This window comes from Leptothoe spongobia TAU-MAC 1115 (assembly GCF_018739885.1).
GTDB classification, from domain to species: domain Bacteria; phylum Cyanobacteriota; class Cyanobacteriia; order Phormidesmidales; family Phormidesmidaceae; genus Leptothoe; species Leptothoe spongobia.
The window spans coordinates 19,095-41,416 of sequence record NZ_JADOES010000009.1 but is presented as its reverse complement, the minus strand read 5'-3'; the positions used below and the strand labels follow the sequence as shown (position 1 = coordinate 41,416).

Below are 22,322 nucleotides of genomic sequence, written 5' to 3'. Positions count from 1 at the left end.
TGAGTGATCACTGTTGTCTTTAATGATGGGCGCAAAGCTATCGTCTTCTAGCCTTCTAACTGACCATAAAATTCACCTACCCAAGGTAGACCGGCTAAGTCTTCAAAGGCTACCTGGCGTTCTTGCTCTAATTCAGCAATGCGTTTTTTCTCAGCGTAGCTTTGTTTTTGGTAATAGCTGCATTCTTCAGGATGGGTTTCCAGGTCGGTCTCTTCCCACAGTTTGAGAAAGTAACGATAGCGTTTCTCACAGAGCGTTTTCTCCATGCAGGCCACTGATGCTCGAATGATTAGGGGTGCACGGAGAATATCTCGCTGTGTTTTTTCATCCAGGTAGAGGAGATGATGAACCTGGGAGAGGGGGCCTGTGGATTCTGATGCGAGGTTCCGTAGTTGTTCCAAAAGACTGATGGGATATGATTCAGCTTGGGCTTCATCGGCGACTTGCCACTGTAGCATCATGCGCCAGAGGGCGCGATGGTGAGAAAAGCTCAGTTGTAAATCTCGTTCTTCCAGGGCTTCCTTAACAGCCTGGCGATTGTTGGGTATGTGAATGTAAACCCTCAGTAGCCAGCCCTCTGCCTCTTCCAGGGCACTTTTTTTGATGGCGACTTTGAATGTCTTTTTGGCGTCATCGGGTGAACGACGCTGACGACGTACCTGAGCCAAAAAGTTCTCGGCCAGCAGGGGTACTAGGCGAGCATCCCCCTGGCTAAAGATTTCGGCGCAGTAGCGAATATAGTGGGTGCGGGTGTCCGCGTTAGCGATGTCCGCCAGCAGTTTGACGATATCCTGGGAAGCGGTTTGAAACTGGTCGGCCTGTTTTAGATCTAGGGGCTTGAGGGTTTGCTGGATTTGCCAGTCGAGCCATAGGGGGGCAGCTTCAACCAGGGCGTTGTATTCATCGGAGACATGGGTCCTGAGGAAATCGTCGGGGTCTTTGCCGTCAGGTATGTTGAGAATACGTAGCTGTACATCCCCTCGATGGGCCATTTCGGTCACTTCTCCAATGGCGCGCTGGGCAGCTTTAATCCCTGCGGCATCAGCATCGAAGTTAAAAACGATTTGTTTTGATTCGGTATAGCGCAGTAGCTGACGCACTTGACCGGCATTGAGAGCCGTCCCCAGGGATGCGACAGCATTGGTAATGCCTGCGGCATGGAGGGCTACTACATCAAAGTAGCCTTCGACGACGATGGCACGGTCTTGCTTTGCGATCGCACCCTTCGCCTTGTCTAATCCATACAGAGTCTTACTCTTATCAAATAGCTCAGTTTCAGGGGAGTTTAAATACTTGGGCTTGGCATCCCCTAGACACCGCCCGCCAAAGCCGATAATGCGGCCATTGGGATCGTGGATAGGAACCATGACGCGGTCCCGAAACCGATCATAATAGTTCGTCCCATTCTTGTTAGGAAGAATCAGTCCAGCTTGTTCAACCAGCTTGACCGAATAGTTTTTTTGCTCAACGAGATATCCGTAGAGAGGCTGCCAGCCGTCGGGGGCATAGCCGAAGGTAAATCGTTTGAGGATAGCGTCATCAAATTGGCGTTGCGATCGCAAGTACGCTAGGGCCTGCTGCCCCACACTTTGATAAAGCGCATGCTCATAAAACTTGGCCGTCACCGTGAGAATTTCGAATAGCTGCTCCCGCAGCGTCACTTTGCGTTGATACTCCTGCTGTTTTGCAGGCTCCATCGTCTTGACCGGCACCTGATAGCGGCGCGCCAGGTCTAGCACCACCTCAGCAAATGACTGCTGCCCCAGCTCCATCAAAAACTTAAAGGCATTACCGCCAGCACCGCAGCTAAAGCAGTAGTAGAACTGTTTGGTAGGACTAACGCTAAAGCTGGGAGACTTGTCATCGTGGAACGGACACAGACCGGTAAAGTCCTTGCCCTGTTTTTTGAGGACCACATGTTCAGACACCACATCGACGATGTCTGCTCGCTGGCGGACATCGTCGATGGTATCTGGATGAATACGGGGTGAACTCATTAGGGCATTAATGACACAGCTCACATATGCCTATCATAGGCCCAATCTCATCAGTCCAATGCCTAGAGACAATGAATTTCCTGGTTGAGTCCCCATGAGACTGTGTCAAAACATCCCTCGCTATAGCGCTTCTCCATGGGATCCGCCATCTAGAATTTTTGGTCGGGTTCAGGGGCAGATTCGGGAGCGGCTTCAGGAGCAGCTTCAGGGACAGCGCAAGCTGCTAGATTGTTGTCGATTTGCTGATGTTGTTCATCGGTCAGAATCCCCATAACGTCTTCTTCAAATGCAGCTTCAGCCATCTCAATGCTGGCCTCTTGCTCAGCACTTGGCCCTAATCCTGCTGCGCCTGCTTCCGCATCAAACTCTTCTTCGAGCATGACCACTTGTTGTTTCTGTTCAGAAGTTAAAAGGCTTTGAAAGTATTGATCGTATTGTTCTTCAACTGCATCTAATGCTGCCTCCTGTTCAGGTGTTAATGCTGTTTCTTCCTCTTCTGCCGTTAACAACTCAGGGGCAATGGTGGCGATCCGATCTTCTGCCCAGGCATCTAGTTGCCCCACTTGCTCTTCTTGTTCAGGCGAGAGGAGAGCATTGACTTGGCTATCGAACTCTTCTTCTAATTGAGCCAGCTCCTCTTCTGCTTCAGGAGAATCTGCTTCAGAAGAGGGGGCAAGGATTTCAGCGATTTGATTATCCAACTCTCCTTGTAGTGTTTGTAATTGTGTTCGTTGACCATCACTCAGCTCGATGCCCTCATATTTAGTTGGACAGGCGGCGGTTTCTGCTTGAACTTGACGGGTTAGGGGCAGGACCAAAAGTGAGCTTGCGCCTATTAGCGTTGACAAAAGTTTAAGTTTCATAATCTTTTAGAAATCAGCATTTCCTTGATGCGACATCTCCACCCTAGAAAGTGCCTTGGCAAGATCTGAGGAAAAATTCGGGGAGATATCGGTTAGGTAGGCAAGTCTGAACATTAGGTGTTCAAAAACCTAAGACGATTGCCCAGACTTAAAACAGCTGAAAGTCATCCTCTATGGCTGTTTGAGGCGATAGCCTACACCATGGACCGTTTCGATAAAGTCTGCTGGTGCACCAGCCTTTTTCAGTTTTTGTCGCAAACTTTTGAGATGGGACTTAACGGTTTCCTCATCGGGGAGTGTATGCACAGACCAGCATTGATCAATTAAGACCGATCGGCTCAAGACCCGTCGCCCACTGCGCAAAAACAATTCCAGAAGGCTAAATTCTTTGGGCGTTAGCTGTAGAGAAACACCATTGTAAAAAGCTTCATGGGTGGCTGCATCGAGTTGTGCCTGCTCCCAAGCCAGCATGGTGCCTGCTTCTCCCAGGGTGCTGCGCCGGAGCAAAGCCCTTAGTCGGGCTAATAGCTCTAGTAGGTCAAAGGGTTTAACCACGTAATCATCAGCCCCAGCATCTAAACCTGCGACTTTATCTGTATTGGTATCTCGGGCTGTTAGCATCAAGATGGGCAATCGTCTGCCTGCTTCCCTTAATCGTCGACATAGGTGAATGCCATTAATCTTAGGCAGCATGACATCCAATACCATCAGATCATAGGTGAGATCCGTTGCCTGAATCCATCCCATCTCACCATCTGTTACCCAGTCCACCACGTGCCCCTCATCGGTTAAAGCTTCTGTTAATCCTTCACCGAGCTGCAGGTCATCTTCCACTAAGAGAATGCGCATGGGAAACGTATCCAGTTCATTACTCTGACTATAGCGACGCTTAAATCGAGCTGTCTAGATTATGGTGGATCTTATCAGCTGCCCTTTAGTTCAATGTTGTCCAGGTCCAGAACTGGTGTTTGCCTATATAGGCAACTAGTCTGACCTTGGATGTGGTTGAGCCGATACTTACAATCATCACCTGCCTTTCAGATGCATCGTCCTCGTTCTCAACAATGGCTAACTGTGGGGTTTGGCGTTGCGATCGCCACCCTTTTAGGTACGGCTCTACTGGCCCGCAATGCCATCGTGGATCGAGTTTATCCCCCTGGGCAAGTTGAGAACGAAGGGGAAGCCTATGCTTATTTAAATGGATTATTGGTTGCGATCGCAGAAGCAGAAGTCAGCCATCAATCCTATCTGGATACGGCAGAAGCCAACGCGCTAGAACGTTACAACACAAAACTTGAGATCGTTAATGGTTATCTTGACGAACTCAAGGCAGAGCATGAAGCCGTCGAACAAGAGGCTGTCTTTGAAGAAGCCCTGGTGTATAGAGAAGCATTAGAACGTTTGAGAGCTGCTACTGAAACCCATGTAGAAATTTTAGAAGAGGGCATTGAGCAGTATAAAGTTGGCCAGCTCGATCTGTTGACCCGCTTGGAAATTGCTCAACAGAGTAGTGAGGCCCGAGTCGATGCGCATCTTGCTTTACAGGCATTATTGGATGAGGGCAGTGTCGAACGTCAGTGGGAAATGGCTGATACCACCGTCAGTATTAATAATGAGCTGTGGTTAATGGGACTGGTGGCGGGTCTAGGAAGTATTGTTCTAGGGATTTTATACGGTTGGTTAATGCAAACCCTAACGCAGTATCAGAAAATAGCGAGCTTGCGGCAGCATGAAACTGAACATCTGACTGCAGAATTGCAGGCGAAAACAGCGGATTTGCAAACTACAAAAGAGATTTTGACTACTGAGTTAAATCGTCGTCAAGAAATTGAGACAACCTATAAAGAGATTGAACAGGCTAAAGAATTGACCGATCTAAAGCTAAATTTTTTCTCCTTGGCATCCCATGAACTGAGAACACCACTGAGCGCTATTTTAGTATCAGCTCAACTATTAGATAATCAAAATGTTGCCTGGTCTGAGGCCAAACGTTCTCGTAACCTGAGACGCATCCAGTCAGCGGCAAAGACCATGGCACAGTTGTTGTCCGATATTTTACTACTGACTCGCGCAGAAGCAGGCAAGCTAGAATTTAATCCCCAACTCGTTGAATTGAAAGACTTTTGCCAACAATTAGTGGGAGAAGTCAAGTTTAATACCCAATCACAGCATTACATTATGGTTGAGCAGCAAGGTGCTTGTGATGAGGCCTATCTAGATGAACGCCTTTTACGGGCAATGTTGATGAGTTTGCTCACAAATGCGATTAAATACTCACCTCCGGAAAGTGAAATTCAACTCATGATTTTTGGCGAGCAAGGTCACACTCGTTTTCAAGTCAGTGATCAAGGTATAGGGGTACCCGCAGACGATCAACAGCACCTATTTGACTCGTTTCACCGGGGACAAAATGTAAAGTCCTTTTCTGGCACAGGTCTGGGGTTAGCGGTTGTGAAAAAATGCTTAGAACTGCATGGTGGGAAGATTGAGGTCGAAAGTCAGGTCGGTGTAGGAACAACCTTTTTGGTCGATATGCCTTGGGTTGAAACGGTTGCTTAAGCAACGGCACGACCATAGATTAAGGGGGCATAATCATGCCTGGTTCAATTATGAATCTGCTGCTCATCGGAAACAATCGGTTAAAATTGCCCATAACCTGTAATCTGACCTATGGCTACAGAACAGCTGTTTGAACAAGCCGCTGCCCAGTGGAATTTGGCGCAGCTATACGAGGATTTAGCTAAGGCCAAGGCTGAGCTGATGCCCCACAAGCAATATGGGCTGACGACTGCAGAGCAAACTCGGCTGCGGGGATTGCTCTTGGGCCATAGTCCGGCGGAAATTGCCAAGCAGCAAGTAATTGCGGTGCGGACGGTGGAAGTCGCCTTGAGTCAGGGGCTGTATCGCTATTTGGAGCGACTGACAGGGCGCGATCGCAACTCCTTAGAAAGCTGGCGCGATGTTGCCGATTGGTTAGAAGCCGTCGGTTACCGCTCTACCCAAATAGCGATTAATTGGAATCAAATGCCCGATGTGCCTGCCCTCTATGGTCGTCAGGTAGAGCTAGATCAGCTCAAGCATTGGATGCTGGGCACCTCTGCCTGCCGTTTTGTCTCCATCATTGGGCCAGCAGGCATGGGCAAAACATCCCTAGCGATCACCCTGGCTAAAGCTGTCCAAAAACAATTTGATGGCGTGATTTGGCAATCATTACGTCATCAACCCGCCTTAGACAATGTTCTGGGGCAGTGGCTGAATAAATTGCCAGATGACATTACACCTCATTCAGATGAATGGTATGACCAGCTCAGTGCTCTGATGAACTATTTGAGAGAGCATCGCTGTCTAGTCGTGATTGATAACCTGGAGAGTATTTTCAGTAGCGGCAGCCTGGTGAGTGAATATGCACCCAATTATGCCAACTATCGCGAGCTACTCAAATGCTTAGGAGAACAACCCCACCAAAGTTGCATCGTGGTCACCAGTCGTGAACGCAATCAAGAGTTGGCCGGATCTAAAGCTGTCAATAGCCCTATTCGTTATCTAGAATTAGGGGGATTACAGTATGAGGATGCAGCCCAGATTTTAGCAGCGGAACGCTTACCCACGGCAACAAAGTCTTATTGGAAAAGTCTGATCAGCCAATATCGAGGTAACCCCTTGATGCTGAGGATTGTTGCCATGACTATCCAAGACTTATTTGATGGCGATGTCCGGCGCTTTTTAGGTCAAAAACGCACCGTTGTTGGCAATATTGAGTATCTGATTGACCAGCAGTATGAGCGCCTGTCTGAGGCTGAGCAAGATATTTTGGGAATGCTGGCCGAGAATGCAGAACCGATGCCCATTGAAGCGATCGAACATCCCCGTTGTCTAGAAGCCATTAGTGCTCTACTGCGCCGCTCCTTGATTGAGAAAAGCGCTGTTGGGTTTACCCTGATTCCTGTGGTTATGGAGTATGTGCGTCACCATGTGCCTTAGGAATAAATCATCCTTAACAGTAGCCCCATGACCTATTGCATAAATCCTCGATGCGGGCATCGTGATAACCCAGACGAGTTGTCCCATTGTAAATCTTGTCACACTCCTCTGTTGGTAGAAGGGCGCTATCGTCTGATCCGGCCATTGCGAGAGCTGGATGAGTGGGAGCCTTCGGAGGTATTTGAAATCGATGACCAGGGGCAAACTAAGGTACTGAAAGTCCTCAAAAAGAAAATATTGCAACCGTTATTTGAGCGTGAGGCAGCAACCCTCCAGAAGCTCAATCATTCTGGTATTCCTCAGGTAGAGCCTGACGGTTATTTCTCTCTGGAGATTGAGGGGAGAGAGCTTTACTGTCTTGTGATGGAAAGTATTGAAGGCATTAATCTCGACGACTGGTTGCAGCAGTATGGTCCCATTAATCAGGCAAAGGCTCGTGATTGGATGAAACAGCTTGTGGAATTACTGGCCCAGCTCCACAGGGAAGAACTTTTTCATCGAGATATTAAGCTCTCTAACATTATGCTGCGGCCCACAGGACAGTTAGCTCTAGTGGACTTTGGCACCGTCCGTCCAATGACGAGTACCTACTTTGCCAAGGTAGCAGGCCAGCGTGATATTACGAGTGTTGTGTCGCCAGGGTATACCCCTCTAGAACAAATTAATGGCCGTGCTGTGCCCCAGTCAGATTTCTATGCTCTAGGCCGTTCATTTGTCTATTTGTTAACAGGGCAACACCCGATTGACTTACCGGAGGATGACACGACAGGGCAGCTCACTTGGCGTGACCAGGTTGTCCAATCCATTGATATCGGCTTGGCTCAACTGCTAGATGACATGATGGCTCCTTTTCCGGGACAGCGTCCCCTCAATGCTGAGGTCTTGTTAAGCCGACTGGTCAATCCTCAGGTTGTGCAACCGTCTCGCCAAAAGAAGCAACCTCCTTTGAATTGGTTGCTTGCCGCAAATCTAGGACTGTTGTTATTACAACTATTTGTGGGTTGGCAATGGTGGATGGCGCGGCAGCGTCTTGCCGATCAATCGCTTAACCTCCTGGCGAGACCGACTGAAGTAAGTCTTCTGTCTCAGTCTGGGCCTGTTTCATCGCAGCCTTGACGGATTGCTGTCCGCGCAGAATATCACTGAGGGCAGATTGCAAAATTTTGGAGGCTGCTTCATAGTCTTTGATCACAGGGCGAAAGACAGATGAACTTTCCAAATATTCCAGCATCTGTGGCATGTGTGGGTATTTTTTCACAATGTCTGGATCCTGAAAGAGGATCGTTCGACTGGGTAGGAAACCGGATGCCAGGACAAACTCTCGTTGAGCTGTTTCACTGGTTAAGTATTTAATCGCTTCCCATGCTTCCTCGGGATGGGCTGAATTTTGTGGGATGCCAAATCCCCACCCACCACGGCAGCCAATGCCAGGGTCATTGGTGAAGGCAAAGGGAAGTTCGATTTCAACCTTTCCATTCAAATCTGAGTTTTGTATCTGATTCCAGAAGTATGGCCATCCCCGTAAAAAGATCGTCTGTCCCTCTAGAAATCGTTGGAGGGAATCTTGCTCAATGTAAGTACGTACTTCATCGGGTGAGATGCCTTTTTGAATAAGGTCCTGCAAAAGAGTGGCGGCTTCGATGGCCATGGGGGTATCAAGTTCCACTTTTCCCGTTTCAGGATCAATCCAACTAGCGCCAAAACCTGCCAATACTTCGACAAAATTTGCGACTAATCCCTCATAACGACTTCCTTGCCAGAGATAACCAATGGAGGGCTGTAGGAGCCTGACAGCTTGGGTTAGCTCAGGCAGAGTCTTGGGTAAGCTGACACCCCTCTGTTGTAGAAGATCTTGGCGATAGTATAACAGTCCTACATCTGCCCGCATGGGGATGCGATAGAGGGTGCCATCCAACTCGCCTGCAGATAACTCACTAGCTAAAAAGCCGGAGAGGGACATGTTGTCTTCTTCTACATAGGGGGTTAAATCTTGTAAGCTCTCCGTAAACTGTAACGGCCACATAATGTCCATGTAGACCAAATCATACTGGGCTCTGGGAAACTGAAAATCAGCAGTATAAATAGCCTTACGCTGGTCGGTCGTGTAGTCGAGGTCTGGATCAGTGACTAACTGAATTTGAATGTCTGGGTGACTTTTCTCGAATTTAGCGATCACGGTTTGCCAAGGTTGTACCTCATCTTGAGGTACGACAAACGACAGCTCTACTGGCGGCGATTGGGGCCAAGTCAATCCCCATAGCAGTAGACCTATAATCTGAGCTGCTAGCAGCAGCATCAAAAATTTTAGCGGGTCAAACCATCGTCTTTGCCAGCTTCTAGAACGCACGTCAATATCACTTACCAGATGAGCGTTTCCATCATAAGGCCATGGGGCTGGGCTCTGGCTGGATATATGTCAAGCCTACATAAGTCATAGCGATCGTTATGGCGGGCCTAACTAGTGGCATCTTTACGATTTACGAGTTGATACAGAAAGCCATTATGGAAACGCGATGGAGATTTGCTTTGTTAAAAATTTCTGTTTGGGTAGTCGCAGAGATTGCCTTTTCTATTCTGGGAATGGATACCTTAGCAGACTATAGTGAGTTTGTTTTTGAACGCAATGTATCTGTTGTACGGATCCAAAAACTAGTGACGAAATAATGTTTGGTTGCAGGGTGAGGCTATGCGAACTATTCCAGAGCAGGGACAGAGCCGCGCAGATACATCATCGATTTTGATTCATAACTGCGGTTATGACCTGCATAACCTGCTCTGCTTCTACCGTATATTTATGTAGCCCATAAATGCGGTAACTACCGGTTTATGTAACCTGTCTATGCTTTTGTAGGCCATTGTCTACAGTTAGCATCTTCAAATAACACCTCCGATAACGGTGTCTATCGCCGCCGATAGTTAGCCCTACATTGAGCAAGTGACATTGAGTATGTGGTATCGGGTTTATGACAGGGATATATAAACGCTGGGGCAATTGACAGGTGCTGTCCAGGTTGTCGTTGACATGATAACTGGGCATCGCCTGTTAATTTTCTGATGGGTGTGTAGCTACCTATTATTCAAGCTGGAGGGTATTGCGATCGCGACCCGGTACATTTTCTAATGTCGCCTCTACCGCACGCGCTGCGGCCAAAATATCCCGTTCTGCTCCCCCCAAATACAATCGGCCAAAGCTACCAATGGAGGAAATCTGCAGAATATTAATCTGAGCCGCTTTCTCGGCTTCATTGGCCGCTAGAGAAGCATAGGCAGCAGGCTCTACTTCCATGACGTACAAGGTTTGGCCAGCCAAGATCATGTTGCCTCGACGGGTGCGGTTGATCAGCTGTACATGGTGCGGGTCCAGGTTACGGATGACCTGGCTAGAGACCATGCGCGGTTTTAAGCGATCGCGCATTTTGACCCCCAGTACATCTAAAATTGCCTGGCCTGCTGCTTTGACTTCACCCTGGCTACCGGAATGAATTTCTAGCAACCCATACAGACGTTCTACAATCTGTACACCAGGGGTGACTACGGCAGATTTCAAGGCTACATCGGTAATCCGGTTAATCTCAATTCCTGGCGAAATTTCAACCCATAGGGATGCATCACCTGGTAGGGGCAAAAAACCAATGGAAACGCTGCCCATATAGGCAGCGTGCTGCGGTTGCAAATTGTCGATATATACGTAGCTGCGAAGTTCTACACCCAAGGCTGCATCATAATTAGAACCTGCCGATCTTATCAGGTAACCGTCAGCAAAGTCGTATTGAGGCAAAGCTATAGTAAACGCTTCTCAAATAGAAACATGCCTGTCAAGACACTCATCCCCATGTATCAAAATATACCATCTAAAAATATAAAGACGTACTATTTTTTATGTATTATAAAAAATAGTATAAACCCAAGCATTCTGTAGAACGAACTCATGAATAATGGAGGTTAAGACCATTTAGTTTTTTTAGTTTAGATTCTAGTGATGATGAATATTGTTCATGTAATATATGGAGTCTAATATTTATACGCAACAGCCCAAAGATCTTTTTCCTCCTGTATTTCCGCAGAATTTACATTACAGAACAGCAAAATTGTTAAGCAAGAAGACAGTTTTGATGCCATTTCGCAAAAAGAGTTCTTAAAGATGGCCTTTGGCAATCCTTGGGAAGGCCACTAAGAGAGATTTCGCTGTAAATGTTCCACATAATCCATTGATTTGCTAAGGTCCCAGCCTGTGACAGTGCTGACTCGTGTAATCGCTGCAGATTTTTGGTGGATATCTAGAAAGTGATTTACTTCTGCCTGTAATATATGCAACGCTCCTTGTAAAGCATCCACATATTCTTTGGCTTGATGTAGACGCCAATGGGTTTCTTCTCTCACCAATTTGACTGCAGTGGCCTTCTGATGCTCCGCTAGTAAACGTATCACTGCTTGCCTTAGAGCTGGGGTCGCTTCATAGCTCACTTGGGTGCGTGGCATCGGTGGCGTTTCAGCTTCTAAGTATTGATTAGGGGCTGGTGATGGATCGTTTTGGGGTGGGGATGGTGAAGGCGCTTTTTCTGGAAAAACCGCTGCGACCGCATTGGATTCCTCGTGGGCTTCTCCAGAAGGTAAGGCATCGGGTGGCGTTGGGCTAGGTGCATTGCTTGCTTTTGCTCCTTGTTTGGGCTGCATTAGCTGCCAAATAAAGCAGAGAAGGAGTGCGATCGCAATAATAATCCACAAAATACTCATGGCATTGATCCTCGTTGGGGCGTGGACCAGCTTGATTTGAATTCATAGGAACTATTGAACTCCATCCTGTAATGCTGGAGACCGTTTGGCTCACATGAACGATAGCTGATCGCTGTCCTCATTAGATTCTGGCTTGACCTCAGACTTAACCACTAGAGTGGGTCTTTCAGACACCTCATAACCCAAATGCTGCCAAGCAGCTGGTGTAGCAATCCGTCCCCGTGGTGTACGTTGCAAATAGCCAATCTGCAAAAGATAAGGCTCATATACTTCTTCAATCGTCTGAGCATCTTCCCCAGTGGCTGCCGCCATCGTATCCACCCCGACCGGACCACCGTTAAAGTTTTCAATCATCACCGATAGCAACCGTCGGTCAGTCCAATCAAGACCACAGGGATCTACGTTGAATAGCTCTAATGCCTCTCCAGCAATTTTCTCTGTAATCGGTCCTGATGCTTTGACCTGCACATAATCCCGCACCCGCTTTAGCAATCGGTTGGCAATACGTGGTGTGCCCCGAGCTCGACGAGCAATTTCTATCGCTCCTGATTCCTGCACCTCAGTTTTGAGTACCGTTGCTGTCCGCAGAATAATGCTGGTTAGTTCATCCAACTCGTAAAAGCGCAGCCGTTGAATCAGACCAAATCGGTCCCTCAGTGGCGATGTCAGGGCACCGACTTTAGTCGTCGCCCCCACCAGGGTAAATGGTTGTAGCGGAATGCTTCTGGTTCTGGCACTTTGGCCTTTGCCAATGGTGATATCCAGCCGGGAATCTTCCATGGCAGGATACAAAATCTCCTCCGTAACCCGTGATAGGCGATGGATCTCATCAATAAATAGAATGTCGCCAGCTTTGGCATTAACCAGTAGACCGGCAATATCCCGAGGACGCTCTAAAGCTGGAGCAGTTGTAATTTTGCAATCCACCTTCATTTCTTGGGCCAAAATCAGGGCCATGGTGGTTTTGCCTAAGCCAGGTGGGCCGTAGAGTAGCAGATGATCCAGGGGCTCCTTACGGGCCTGAGCTGCCTGAATCGCAATTTGCAGAACTTCCTTCAGGGCCTTTTGCCCGATGTAGTCATCCAGCGTTTGCGGTCGGATGCCATCGTCATTGCGGCTGACCTCATCCGGACGAGCGGCTGTTTCTAACAGCTGATTTTTCTTGCCCGACGCAGGCTTTTGTTCCCCTGTTTCGGTTTGGCCACTCTTCTTTGACTGGCTACTCTTTTGTCGCTTCTCGGTTGGTTTATCCGACTCTGGCTGCTTAGAAGAAATAATTGCCATGGGCCAATTAAACAATATAAACAGTTGGCCGTTACTAATTCCCTCATCTGGCAAACTCTGGCAAACCAGTAACGGCAACAAATGTACTATATCGTTTAATAAATCATTACGCGCCCGTCGTTAACAATGTGTACCGCACTGTCATTGAAGGCACCGCTGGGCAAGAGCTCAATCTGTAACTTGCCTGTCTCGGGGCGATGTAGCCGGACCTCAATCGGTCGCTGAGCAGCTTCCCAAAACACGACGGATAGATCGCCCATACCAATCTGAGCGTCGATGGTAATGATCTGATCGGGCCACATACCGTACGGCTCAAAATCTAACACCCGTTCCAGGCTGACGCGCCCACCGGTATGGTTGACGACCTCTAGTTTTACAGACTGTCCAGGAGCAAACTGAATTTCATCGGACCCACATCGATAAACACATTCGGCTGCGTGAACAGCTGGTGTTACTGAGGCTATGATTAGGGCAGAGCTGAGAAAAAGTAACTTTTTAAGCATGGTGATTCCTCCATGAGTAGAGGACGGCTCAGACTATATATCCGTTCCATTTGATATAGATAGAGTTGGCAGAAGCATTGCCACTATCCAAAAATGGAGGGTTCTTATCATTTCTAGATTTCCCTCGTTAAAGCAGAGCTAACAATTGCCGATATTTCTTCTAATGCTGTCTATGGCTCTGTTCTAAGTCTTAGAATTAACAGTACTGTGAGCCCATGCCATGGCAGTGGACCCAAAAGAGGTCTGCCGCAATGGTAAAAAAGTCGCTAAAGTAAAACAATGTAAACGTTTCTAAGGTAGGTATGCGCGTACTCCTGATGACGGGTAAGGGCGGCGTTGGTAAGACGTCGGTGGCAGCGGCAACGGGGCTACGTTGTGCTGAGCTAGGCTACAAAACCTTGGTACTGAGCACTGATCCAGCTCACTCTTTGGCCGATAGCTTTGATATGGAGCTGGAGCATACCCCCCGTGAAGTAAAACCCAATCTTTGGGGCGCAGAACTGGATGCCCTACGCGAATTAGAAGGCAATTGGGGTGCGGTGAAGCGCTACATCACTCAGGTTTTGCAAGCTCGTGGTTTAGAGGGTGTGGAAGCTGAAGAGCTGGCTATTTTGCCAGGGATGGATGAAATCTTTAGCCTGGTGCGGATGAAGCGCCACCATGATGAGAATGAGTACGATGTGCTGATCATCGACTCGGCTCCTACGGGGACTGCCCTGCGATTACTCAGTCTGCCAGAGGTCGCAGGTTGGTACATGCGTAAGCTCTACAAGCCTTTCCAAGCGGTATCAGCAGCCCTACGTCCTTTGGTAGAGCCCTTATTCCGACCGGTTGCAGGGTTTTCATTACCGACTAATGAGGTGATGGATGCCCCCTATGAGTTTTATGAACAGTTGGTTGAGCTAGAGAAGGTGCTGACGGATACGGCTACCACATCGGTGCGTTTGGTGACTAATCCTGAAAAGATGGTTCTGAAGGAGTCTCTGCGTGCCCACGCCTACCTCAGTCTTTATAATGTGGGTACCGATATGGTGGTGGCTAATCGGATAATCCCGGATACGGTCACTGACCCATTCTTTAAGCGTTGGAAAGAGAATCAACAGGTTTATCGTCAAGAGATTCATGATGACTTTCGTCCGTTGCCAGTTAAGGAGGTGCCGCTGTTCTCAGAAGAAATGTGCGGCCTTGAAGCGTTAGAACGACTCAAAGAGACTATCTACGGTGATGAGGATCCCACCCAGGTGTATTACAAAGAAACTACGCTGCGGGTGGTGCAAGAGGAGAACAATTATAGTTTGGAAGTCTACCTACCAGGTATCCCTAAGCATCAGGTGGAGCTGAGTAAGAGTGCGGATGAGCTGAATATTCGCATTGGTAACCATCGACGTAATCTAGTTCTGCCTCAAGCCTTGGCGGCTTTACAGCCTTCTGGAGCCAAAATGGAAGATGACTACTTGAAGATTCGCTTTGCATCGTAGTCAGTGGTAGAAAACAAGTTCATAATCTGCATGAGTGGGGCAGTTAAAAACTGCCCCACTTCATTTTGAGGTGATTGGTTGGGCTTAGTAGAGATAGGTGGTGTAGCGAAGAGTAATTGGTTTTGATGGCTGTATTGGTAGCATAGCGATCGCAACGCCTCCATCATCTCTCCATAACCACCCGCATTCTCTTTGGGAGCATAGGAACATGACAATAATCGACCTTAGGATCAGTTATGTAGCGCTAAATAATTGTTTGAGTACGGCCCATCGTGAACAGTTCCAGTAATCGATATGGGAGCAGATCAGGCCTGAAGTATTGAGCTTCAGTTCGCTCCAACCAGGTATAGAAATTCGAGGTTGCCAGGGTATGGGCGCAGTGAAATGGAGGGTCCATCGGGTGATGAATGTATCGGTTGTGGGTTGCTCTACTCCGTGGAGTTCTAGGTCAATGTTACGAAACCACTGCTCGATAAAGCCGATCATGCGTTGGTAACGTGCCACGCCACGAAACTCATTCATCGGGTCTTTGAAGTATACATTCTCGGCATAGAGGTCATAGCTTTGTGCCTGGGGAAAGCGAGCGTAGTCGGCTTTGACTTGTTGGATGACGTGCAACATAGTTGTTGCTGATGGGCTATTATCCATTGCCTGAGGTGGGTACGGTATTTGACTGCACATCCCTAAGGGATAAGGGATTTTATAAGATCCCAAAATTATGCCTGAAGAGGTTGCCATGGCAACCTGTACATCAAAAGATAGAACCTAATTGAATCCTCATTCCTAAGTAGATGGACGTAATTTGTACGTAATTAGCAAAGAGAAAAACAAAATTCTTGCTGGACAAGGGCTCTAGGGTTCGACTTTGTAGGCATCAAACCGGTTAATTGACTTCTGGCCACAGTCTTTCTAGTTGGCCTTGCCATGCTGCGAGAGCACGCTCACCATATTCGCTATCTTGCATGTCCCCCATGATGCCTTCTGCATAGAACCGATTAATAGTTTGCAGGGTGGATTCTAGGGATTGTCCCTGGAGCTTCGCCGCTTGAATCAACTGGCGTACCCGTGCCTCAATGAGAGTGTTGAAAAAAGGTTCTAATCCAGTTTGTTTGAGGGCTATGAGTTGATCAAGGGCTGATGAGAACTCGGCTATTTCTAAAGAGGCTAAATTGTGTTGAAAGACTCCCCAGAGAAGGTTCTCATGGGCTGCATAGTGGATCGTTTGATCAAAGTTAGCGGTGAGGATGTCTGCTAAGAAAGGTTGGGCCTCTGCCATCGGCGCAATGGGGATGAGCAGTCTTAACCAGGTTTGATCTGCCGATAGGAGCACCAATAGCCGCAGTTCAGGGGTTTCTACCTGCCAAGTATGAGACGGTTTTACCTGACAGGCGTTACCAAAGCGAGCCGTTAGATGAGTTGTGATGTCTTGGGGCGTCATGGGTGTATAGGCAGAGGAGGCAAGGGGAGTGAGAGTTGCGCTAATGCGGTTAGCAAATCGCCTTGTCCATAGCACCATAACGTAACGCTGGATATTAGGCTATGGAGGGGATCCCAACCTTAAAGCACAAAAAAGAGGTGTAGTGACCACACCTCTTTTTCAATTCAACGAATTAGTTGATTGCCGAAATCAACCTAAAACGCAAACCATTCTTCAACAGCTTCTGCTTTTGTATTGGTATTGCGCTCAGGAGTTTCACGGGTGAACTTCATATGGATGGAGCGAGTTTGCTCACCATCAGCAGCGACTGCCTTGATGGGGTAGTCAATCAGGCCATCCTGGAAGGACATTTGATACCGGAAGGTACCGTCGGGCTTGAGGTCAATCTTGCGATCGCCAATGGTAACGGTGGCATCCGGCTCGGTAGCGCCGTAAACAATCAGTTCGGCATCAGCAATCAACCAGAACTGACGGGGGCGCATTGGAGGAGCAGAAGCGGAGAAGCCAGCTCCTGACATATTGAGACCAGAGGATGTTGGTAATGCCCACATGCCAACGCCTGATGGGAAGACAAAGGAACTCACGGATTGCTCCGGTACCTGGTGCATGGAACCAAACAAGGAGCCAGCGATGCGCTGAGCTTCTGTGGACTGTGCTTGGGCAAAGATGGCGTCGTAAATGGGGTTACCCTCGGCATCAAAGCCAGTGGCGGCGGCTTTCTTGCTGGGGGGTACCAGAGTCATCACGGTCTTGCCGCGTAGTTCATCATCCCAATTGACGGTAACGAAGTGGTCTTCGATCCAATCGGAAGGATAAACGGGAGGAACGTGGATGGGCGCAGAACGAGCCATCAACAACCAACGACCATCAGCTGCTACGTAGCCAATCTCAGCGATATAGTCGCGATCGCTAACGGGAATTGGCAAGAACCACTCCCGTGCCATTTCGTCGCATTCATACTGCTGCAGGCTGTGGGGAGCAACGGCGTTGATATCAACATCCGTAACATCGTAGAAACGAATAGCCAGACGAATGCCGCCTTGACGACGCAGTTCTTCTTTATGGGCACCAGGAATATCCCAGTAAGCGTAGGCCCACTGAGGATCGCGAGGCATCAGAACGATGCGACTCTCGCCATAGCCACCGGGTAAATCACCAAACCCATCATCTACAGTGGCCAACTCTGCCATGGGCATTGTTGTGGTGCTAGTAGTTGAAGCAGTTGTATCAGCGGCGACTGTCACGCTAGGAGCTGTAGCTGCAGAAACTGCTGCTTTGGTTGCAGTGACTGTACCTGTGGCGCGAGCAGCCTGGGCTGTACGAATTGCATCAACTAACTCAACTTTACGCATACGGCTATAGCGAGATACTTCGTACTCACTTGCTACCAGGCGTAGCTGCCGTAGCGTCATATCTTCTAATGGAATCTTAGAACCGTTACCCATAACCATACCCTTCTCACCAGCACTGCAGGACTGAGAGCTAAATCACCCTGCGGGGATCGCTCTCAAAATTAATCATGCCAGCAAAGACCCTGGGGATCAAGCTGAATGATCCCCAGAGAAATACCTCCCCATCGAGTTTTCAGTACTTTCAGGAAACTTAATGTCATGTTTTCATGACTTATTTACTTCTGCAGGGATCGCGATCCCCTGATTTGTCATGGAAGCATGACTTATTTACTTCTGCAGGGGATCGTTAGTCTGTAATTGCATGATTAATCGAGTCACAGCCGAGGATCTAGGGCTTCAGGCAATATGCAATGATTGGGGCTGAAAGTATGGACAATCGCTATGGCCACATCTTCGTCATCATCCAAAGGCAGTCGTTTGATCAGTCGTATGTTGCCTGTGGCGGTGAAGTTTTGGTTGCAAACGCAGCTGGATGAAATTGGGGATTTGACGTTTGAGATTCAGGCGACTGATCGCCAGGTGCTGTCAGGCAATATTCCTGGCGTTTCGTTATCGGCACAGCAGGCGGTCTATCAAGGGGTATGCATAACGGATGTTACTGTGCAGGCCAGTGATATCCAGATCAATATTGGCCAGGTCTTGCGTGGTAAACCCTTGCGTTTAAAGCAGGCATTTCCCATCGAAGGTCAGGTAGCGTTTGATGGCAATAGTCTGGGGACATCGTCGACAGAGTCTGTGTTGGCCGATGGTTTGTTGGACTTCTGGCAAACGTTATTAGCGAAAGAAGATGTGGCGACTGAAGTGGCTCACCACTATGGTCCTGATATTGCAGTATTTCAGGATCCACAACTGGCTCAATATCAGTCCAGGATGGAAATTTTAGGGACTGATTTGGTGTTGCATCTCGTGCGACAAGGGCAGTCGGACCTTGAGTTAAGAGGGTGGGTTGATGTAGAGCAAGGGCACATGCTGCGTTTAACCACAGCGCGGTGGTGTTTGCCATCGGGCGACCAGGTGCAGAGTGAGGCGCTGAGTGATTTCAGTTGGAACTTAGGTAAGCAGACGGACTTGCGATCGCTCACCATCCAAAACGATCAGCTCACCTGTCAGTGCAAAATTATGGTGCAACCCTAGCTCCCTGGCCAGATCCCTGGGAGGATTGGCAGCAGCATCGTGATGAAGTAAAACACCAGCGGTGCGGTAAAAACGTAGCTGTCAGTGCGGTCTAAAATGCCACCATGACCTGGAATCAGCGTGCCAGAATCTTTAACACCAGCGTCTCGTTTCATCAGGGATTCTGTGAGATCCCCTAGCAGACTAGAGATGCCGATAATGGTGCCAAAAGCGGGGCCAGTGAGCCACCATAGAGGCCATTGCATCAGCCAGGCTCCGGTACAGCCCACAAGTAAGCTGCCGATGATGCCGAAGAGGGCACCTTCGACGGTTTTTTTCGGGCTGATATTCGTTAACGGGGTGCGACCAAAGGTGCGACCAGCTACATAAGCACCGATATCAGCCGCCCAGATACAGGCGAAAGCTAGGAATGTATGCACCAGGCCGATGGGGAGGCTATCTAAACTCCAATCAGTGGGCCAATAACCGCCGAGGGGGAGATTGGCTACATCGCTTTGCCAGTCCCGCAGACGGATCCAATAGCTGGGCAGATAGCCACCATAGAACAGACCCAAAATAGAGGCTGCTACATCGGCAATGGTGGCAAACTTGGGCTGAAACAGGACGTAAAAGCAAATGCAGGTGCCTGCTAGGGAAAGGATGGCATCGGTTAGAGGGGGAGCGATATGGGCTGATATTAACAGCACCTGACTGACGATTAGGGTGGTTTTGACGGCAGCGTTAATACCCTTGGCCTTGGTGAGGGCAAAGACTTCTAGCTGACCTAGGTAGACGATAATGCCGAAACCAAGTGTGAAGTACCACCCTCCTAAGATGATCATCAGTAGGGCAATTGCGATCGCAACTCCACCACTAGCAATACGGATCCACGGCATAAGCGAATAAGTAAACAGGCCCACTAGTCAGCATAGACCGATTCAGAAGCTTGGCACTTGGACATACTCTAATCGCTTATCTTAGCTAGACCAACTCGTATTTTAGACAGGAGCCGACACCAGATTTTCATCCCATTTACGCGGCGCACTCGAGCGTCGGATGTACCGCCAAATTTGGGTAGCTGCCAACGTCCCATCAGCCACAGCAACCGTTACCTGGTTTAGACCTTGCTTTAGATCACCCACTGCAAAAATCCGCTCATGGGTGGTTTGGCCCATATTATTAGTCACCAAATTCTCGCCATCCCAAGTCAGTTCCTCAATACCTTTGAGATACTGATTGTGATAAATCGACCCCATGTTAATCAGACCAGTGGTCGCTTCTACGATGGTGCCATCCTGCAGTTCAACACCGCTCATCTTATGATCCTCTCCCAGAATCTGCGTAATGGGTTGTTCATATAGAGGATAACCATGATTAGCCAGCTTTTGTTTCATTTCATCCCCCACGGTAAACCCATTGGTGAGCACTGAAATATAGGGCGTAAACCAGTTCAGCACAAAGGCCACATTAATCTGAGATTCACGGCTGACCATCACAACCGCCTTCTGATCCCACATATCAAAGCCATCACAGATCATGCAGACATGGAGCGTATAGCCTGCATAATCGTAGACATTTTGCATATTCTCTAGCTCAGGCAATACATCAATCACACCCGAAGCGGCGATTACGTACTTACTCCGCAACGTGTAATGCCTACTATTTTTCTTGCCGATCTTAACCTTGACAGCAAATGCATCGCCTTCATCAGTGACCTCTTCCACAAAGGCTCGGAGATGATCGGCCCCCCAGTCGAGCGCTTGCTTAGCACCGTGGGTCAGAATATTACGCCCAGGCGTATTGGGATCTAAACCTAAATAGTTACGGGTTTCCTGCATCCATAGGGAGCGACCCTTACCTTTTTCAATAACAAGACATTTAAGACCGTATCGTGCCAGATAAATAGCCGCTGATAGGCCTCCCATACCACCACCCACGACAATCGCGTCATATACGGTATCTAGGTGATTTTCAATATTTGCACTGGATAGTTTCATGATCTTCTCACCTGCCTTAGGCGGTTATTACAGTTGAGGATGGGGGATAGGTGTGAGTATAGGGCCACCCAAGCGATGTTATCCCAAGAACTGGCAACGCCTTGAGTGACTAAAGATACAGAAGGCAAAGCAGGACAGCTGACTGATCCTCTTTGCCTTCATTTAGTTTGCTTAACCTATGGGTTCAGCGTTATTTAAGTGTGGGCTTAGCCAACAAACTCTTTGCGAGGATCGGACACACCAGGAGCTGCGACACCCTTGAGGTAAGCCAGCATAGTGTCAGCATCAGAGACCTCAAAGGGGTCAGTGGGGCAGTTATCACCAAAGTCAGGCTCAGCAAATAGCTTCTCAATGGTCATGTCGTTAACGACCATGGAATAACGCCAGGAGCGCATACCAAAGCCCAGGTTGGACTTGTCCACCAACATGCCCATCTTGCGGCTAAATTCGCCGTTGCCATCGGGTAGCAGCTTGACGTTCTTTGCACCCTGTTGTTTGCCCCATTGGAACATAACAAACGCGTCGTTTACAGAGATACAGTAAACGGCATCAACGCCTAGGGCCTTCATCTCGTCATAAAGCTCTTCGTAGCGAGGCAGGTGGTTAGAAGAGCAAGTGGGGGTGAATGCACCGGGAAGAGAGAAGACAACGATCTTCTTGCCAGCAAAAATATCTTGGGTAGTTGTGTCCTGCCAGCGATAGGGGTTAGGACCTTCGACAGACTCATCACGAACGCGAGTCTTAAAAACAACGCTAGGCACTTTTTCGATAACAGCCATGATAATTTCCTGTATTTGGATATTAGGTGGATCAGTAATAAAAACGGGCGTTGCCTCAATGTTCTTTGGATTGAATGGCTGCCTTCTTAAACCAGAATAGTTCTTATTTTACAAAATATCAACACCTAGAATGATTCTGGCCTTGAAGTGCATATCAGATAATGTAAATGCTAGGATACAGATGCTACGCTTGCAGTATACGTTTCCAAGATGCATAGCACTTGTATCGTTGGTTGCTGTTGGCTTATGCACCCTGTATTACATCTTTTAGATTTATTTGGCGATGTCTCAGCAGACAGAAGAAATTGTCAAGCTACTGAAATCGAAGCATCTGCGAGTTACACCTCAGCGCTTTGCAGTGTATTCTAATTTGCTTACCCGTGAGGATCATCCGACGGCTGAGCAAATCCTGCACGATGTAAATAAGGATGTGCCCCGGTCTTCCCAGGCAACTATATATAGTTCGTTGCAGGCACTACGGGATGTGGGTCTAGTGCGCGAGGTGCTCTTAGAGGAAGGGGTGTGTCGCTACGATGCCAATGTGGGTCGCCATCATCACTTTCGTTGCAAGGTCTGTGGCTCGATTGAGGATATTCCTTGGGAGCAGTTCCAGTGTTTAGATACGGCTCAGCTACGGCCTGGGCTGACGGTGGATAACTATGAAGTGACGGTGCATGGTGTGTGCGATCGCTGTTGACAAAAACTTCAGCAGAACTTCGAACTAATTTGAAGTCCGCATCACC

The 22,322-nt window shown here is 48.4% G+C and carries 22 protein-coding genes; 7 read left to right on the top strand and 15 right to left on the bottom strand.

The features are described 5' to 3' along the window. Positions 1 to 47: 47 nt before the first annotated feature. The 3 genes from dnaG to IXB50_RS06575 form a co-directional block, all read right to left on the bottom strand. Complete coding sequence (gene dnaG / locus IXB50_RS06585; RefSeq protein WP_215608152.1) at positions 48 to 1,997, bottom strand: DNA primase; 1,950 nt, start codon at positions 1,995 to 1,997, stop codon at positions 48 to 50. 149 nt (positions 1,998 to 2,146) lie between these two features. Further along, a complete protein-coding gene (locus tag IXB50_RS06580; RefSeq protein ID WP_215608151.1) occupies positions 2,147 to 2,860 on the bottom strand; it encodes a hypothetical protein in 714 nt (237 codons plus the stop codon). A gap of 171 nt (positions 2,861 to 3,031) precedes the next feature. Continuing rightward, entirely contained in the window at positions 3,032 to 3,709 is a 678-nt protein-coding gene (locus IXB50_RS06575; RefSeq protein ID WP_215608150.1) for a response regulator transcription factor, read from the bottom strand. Positions 3,710 to 3,901: 192 nt separating this feature from the next. On the opposite strand from IXB50_RS06575, the gene IXB50_RS06570 reads away from it, so the two are divergent. From IXB50_RS06570 to IXB50_RS06560, 3 genes are all read left to right on the top strand, one after another. Then, complete coding sequence (locus IXB50_RS06570; protein ID WP_215608149.1) at positions 3,902 to 5,419, top strand: sensor histidine kinase; 1,518 nt, start codon at positions 3,902 to 3,904, stop codon at positions 5,417 to 5,419. Between the two features lie 111 nt (positions 5,420 to 5,530). Then, positions 5,531 to 6,841 carry an NB-ARC domain-containing protein gene (locus IXB50_RS06565; RefSeq protein ID WP_215608148.1) on the top strand — a complete coding sequence of 437 codons (1,311 nt, stop codon included), beginning with the start codon at positions 5,531 to 5,533 and terminating at the stop codon, positions 6,839 to 6,841. Positions 6,842 to 6,868: 27 nt separating this feature from the next. Next, complete coding sequence (locus IXB50_RS06560) at positions 6,869 to 7,957, top strand: serine/threonine protein kinase (protein WP_215608147.1); 1,089 nt, start codon at positions 6,869 to 6,871, stop codon at positions 7,955 to 7,957. Here the strand turns inward: IXB50_RS06560 and IXB50_RS06555 are convergent. Next, positions 7,887 to 9,188, bottom strand: coding sequence for an ABC transporter substrate-binding protein (locus IXB50_RS06555; RefSeq protein WP_215608146.1), 1,302 nt, complete (start codon positions 9,186 to 9,188; stop codon positions 7,887 to 7,889). The genes IXB50_RS06560 and IXB50_RS06555 overlap by 71 nt on opposite strands. A 98-nt stretch (positions 9,189 to 9,286) precedes the next feature. Here IXB50_RS06555 and IXB50_RS06550 point away from each other — a divergent pair, with 98 nt between their 5' ends. Next, positions 9,287 to 9,505, top strand: a complete 219-nt coding sequence (locus tag IXB50_RS06550) for a hypothetical protein (protein ID WP_215608258.1) — start codon at positions 9,287 to 9,289, stop codon at positions 9,503 to 9,505. A gap of 409 nt (positions 9,506 to 9,914) precedes the next feature. On the opposite strand, the gene IXB50_RS06545 is transcribed toward IXB50_RS06550, so the two are convergent. The 4 genes from IXB50_RS06545 to IXB50_RS06530 all read right to left on the bottom strand — a co-directional run bounded on the left by IXB50_RS06545 (position 9,915) and on the right by IXB50_RS06530 (position 13,362). Beyond that, positions 9,915 to 10,553 carry a hypothetical protein gene (locus IXB50_RS06545; protein WP_215608249.1) on the bottom strand — a complete coding sequence of 213 codons (639 nt, stop codon included), beginning with the start codon at positions 10,551 to 10,553 and terminating at the stop codon, positions 9,915 to 9,917. A gap of 458 nt (positions 10,554 to 11,011) precedes the next feature. Then, entirely contained in the window at positions 11,012 to 11,575 is a 564-nt protein-coding gene (locus IXB50_RS06540; protein ID WP_215608145.1) for a hypothetical protein, read from the bottom strand. Positions 11,576 to 11,665: 90 nt separating this feature from the next. Next, positions 11,666 to 12,859: a Holliday junction branch migration DNA helicase RuvB gene (gene ruvB, locus IXB50_RS06535; RefSeq protein WP_215608144.1), complete on the bottom strand. Its 1,194-nt coding sequence runs from the start codon at positions 12,857 to 12,859 to the stop codon at positions 11,666 to 11,668. Positions 12,860 to 12,954: 95 nt separating this feature from the next. Then, entirely contained in the window at positions 12,955 to 13,362 is a 408-nt protein-coding gene (locus tag IXB50_RS06530) for a hypothetical protein (RefSeq protein ID WP_215608143.1), read from the bottom strand. A gap of 302 nt (positions 13,363 to 13,664) precedes the next feature. Here IXB50_RS06530 and IXB50_RS06525 point away from each other — a divergent pair, with 302 nt between their 5' ends. After that, positions 13,665 to 14,840 (top strand): TRC40/GET3/ArsA family transport-energizing ATPase, encoded by a 1,176-nt coding sequence (locus IXB50_RS06525; RefSeq protein WP_215608142.1) that lies wholly within the window; start codon positions 13,665 to 13,667, stop codon positions 14,838 to 14,840. Here the strand turns inward: IXB50_RS06525 and IXB50_RS06520 are convergent. The 4 genes from IXB50_RS06520 to IXB50_RS06505 form a co-directional block, all read right to left on the bottom strand. Then, the gene (locus IXB50_RS06520) at positions 14,813 to 15,055 is read right to left on the bottom strand and encodes a hypothetical protein (RefSeq protein ID WP_215608141.1); all 243 of its coding nucleotides are present in this window, start codon (positions 15,053 to 15,055) and stop codon (positions 14,813 to 14,815) included. The two genes, IXB50_RS06525 and IXB50_RS06520, sit on opposite strands and share 28 nt — an antisense overlap. Positions 15,056 to 15,074: 19 nt before the next feature. Then, positions 15,075 to 15,461, bottom strand: coding sequence for a DUF2358 domain-containing protein (locus tag IXB50_RS06515; protein WP_326520733.1), 387 nt, complete (start codon positions 15,459 to 15,461; stop codon positions 15,075 to 15,077). A gap of 262 nt (positions 15,462 to 15,723) precedes the next feature. Further along, complete coding sequence (locus IXB50_RS06510) at positions 15,724 to 16,278, bottom strand: hypothetical protein (RefSeq protein ID WP_215608247.1); 555 nt, start codon at positions 16,276 to 16,278, stop codon at positions 15,724 to 15,726. Positions 16,279 to 16,472: 194 nt separating this feature from the next. Next, the gene (locus tag IXB50_RS06505) at positions 16,473 to 17,729 is read right to left on the bottom strand and encodes a DUF4912 domain-containing protein (RefSeq protein WP_407658796.1); all 1,257 of its coding nucleotides are present in this window, start codon (positions 17,727 to 17,729) and stop codon (positions 16,473 to 16,475) included. A 342-nt stretch (positions 17,730 to 18,071) separates the two neighbouring features. Here IXB50_RS06505 and IXB50_RS06500 point away from each other — a divergent pair, with 342 nt between their 5' ends. Then, entirely contained in the window at positions 18,072 to 18,824 is a 753-nt protein-coding gene (locus tag IXB50_RS06500) for an LmeA family phospholipid-binding protein (RefSeq protein ID WP_215608140.1), read from the top strand. Here the strand turns inward: IXB50_RS06500 and IXB50_RS06495 are convergent. The 3 genes from IXB50_RS06495 to IXB50_RS06485 form a co-directional block, all read right to left on the bottom strand. After that, entirely contained in the window at positions 18,821 to 19,699 is an 879-nt protein-coding gene (locus IXB50_RS06495) for a phosphatidate cytidylyltransferase (RefSeq protein WP_215608139.1), read from the bottom strand. The genes IXB50_RS06500 and IXB50_RS06495 overlap by 4 nt on opposite strands. 102 nt (positions 19,700 to 19,801) lie before the next feature. Next, positions 19,802 to 20,800: an NAD(P)/FAD-dependent oxidoreductase gene (locus tag IXB50_RS06490; protein ID WP_215608138.1), complete on the bottom strand. Its 999-nt coding sequence runs from the start codon at positions 20,798 to 20,800 to the stop codon at positions 19,802 to 19,804. A gap of 206 nt (positions 20,801 to 21,006) precedes the next feature. After that, positions 21,007 to 21,579 carry a peroxiredoxin gene (locus IXB50_RS06485; protein WP_215608137.1) on the bottom strand — a complete coding sequence of 191 codons (573 nt, stop codon included), beginning with the start codon at positions 21,577 to 21,579 and terminating at the stop codon, positions 21,007 to 21,009. A 283-nt stretch (positions 21,580 to 21,862) separates the two neighbouring features. On the opposite strand from IXB50_RS06485, the gene IXB50_RS06480 reads away from it, so the two are divergent. Then, on the top strand, positions 21,863 to 22,276 hold the full coding sequence (locus IXB50_RS06480) for a Fur family transcriptional regulator (protein WP_215608136.1): 414 nt from the start codon (positions 21,863 to 21,865) through the stop codon (positions 22,274 to 22,276). The last annotated feature ends 46 nt before the right edge of the window (positions 22,277 to 22,322 follow it).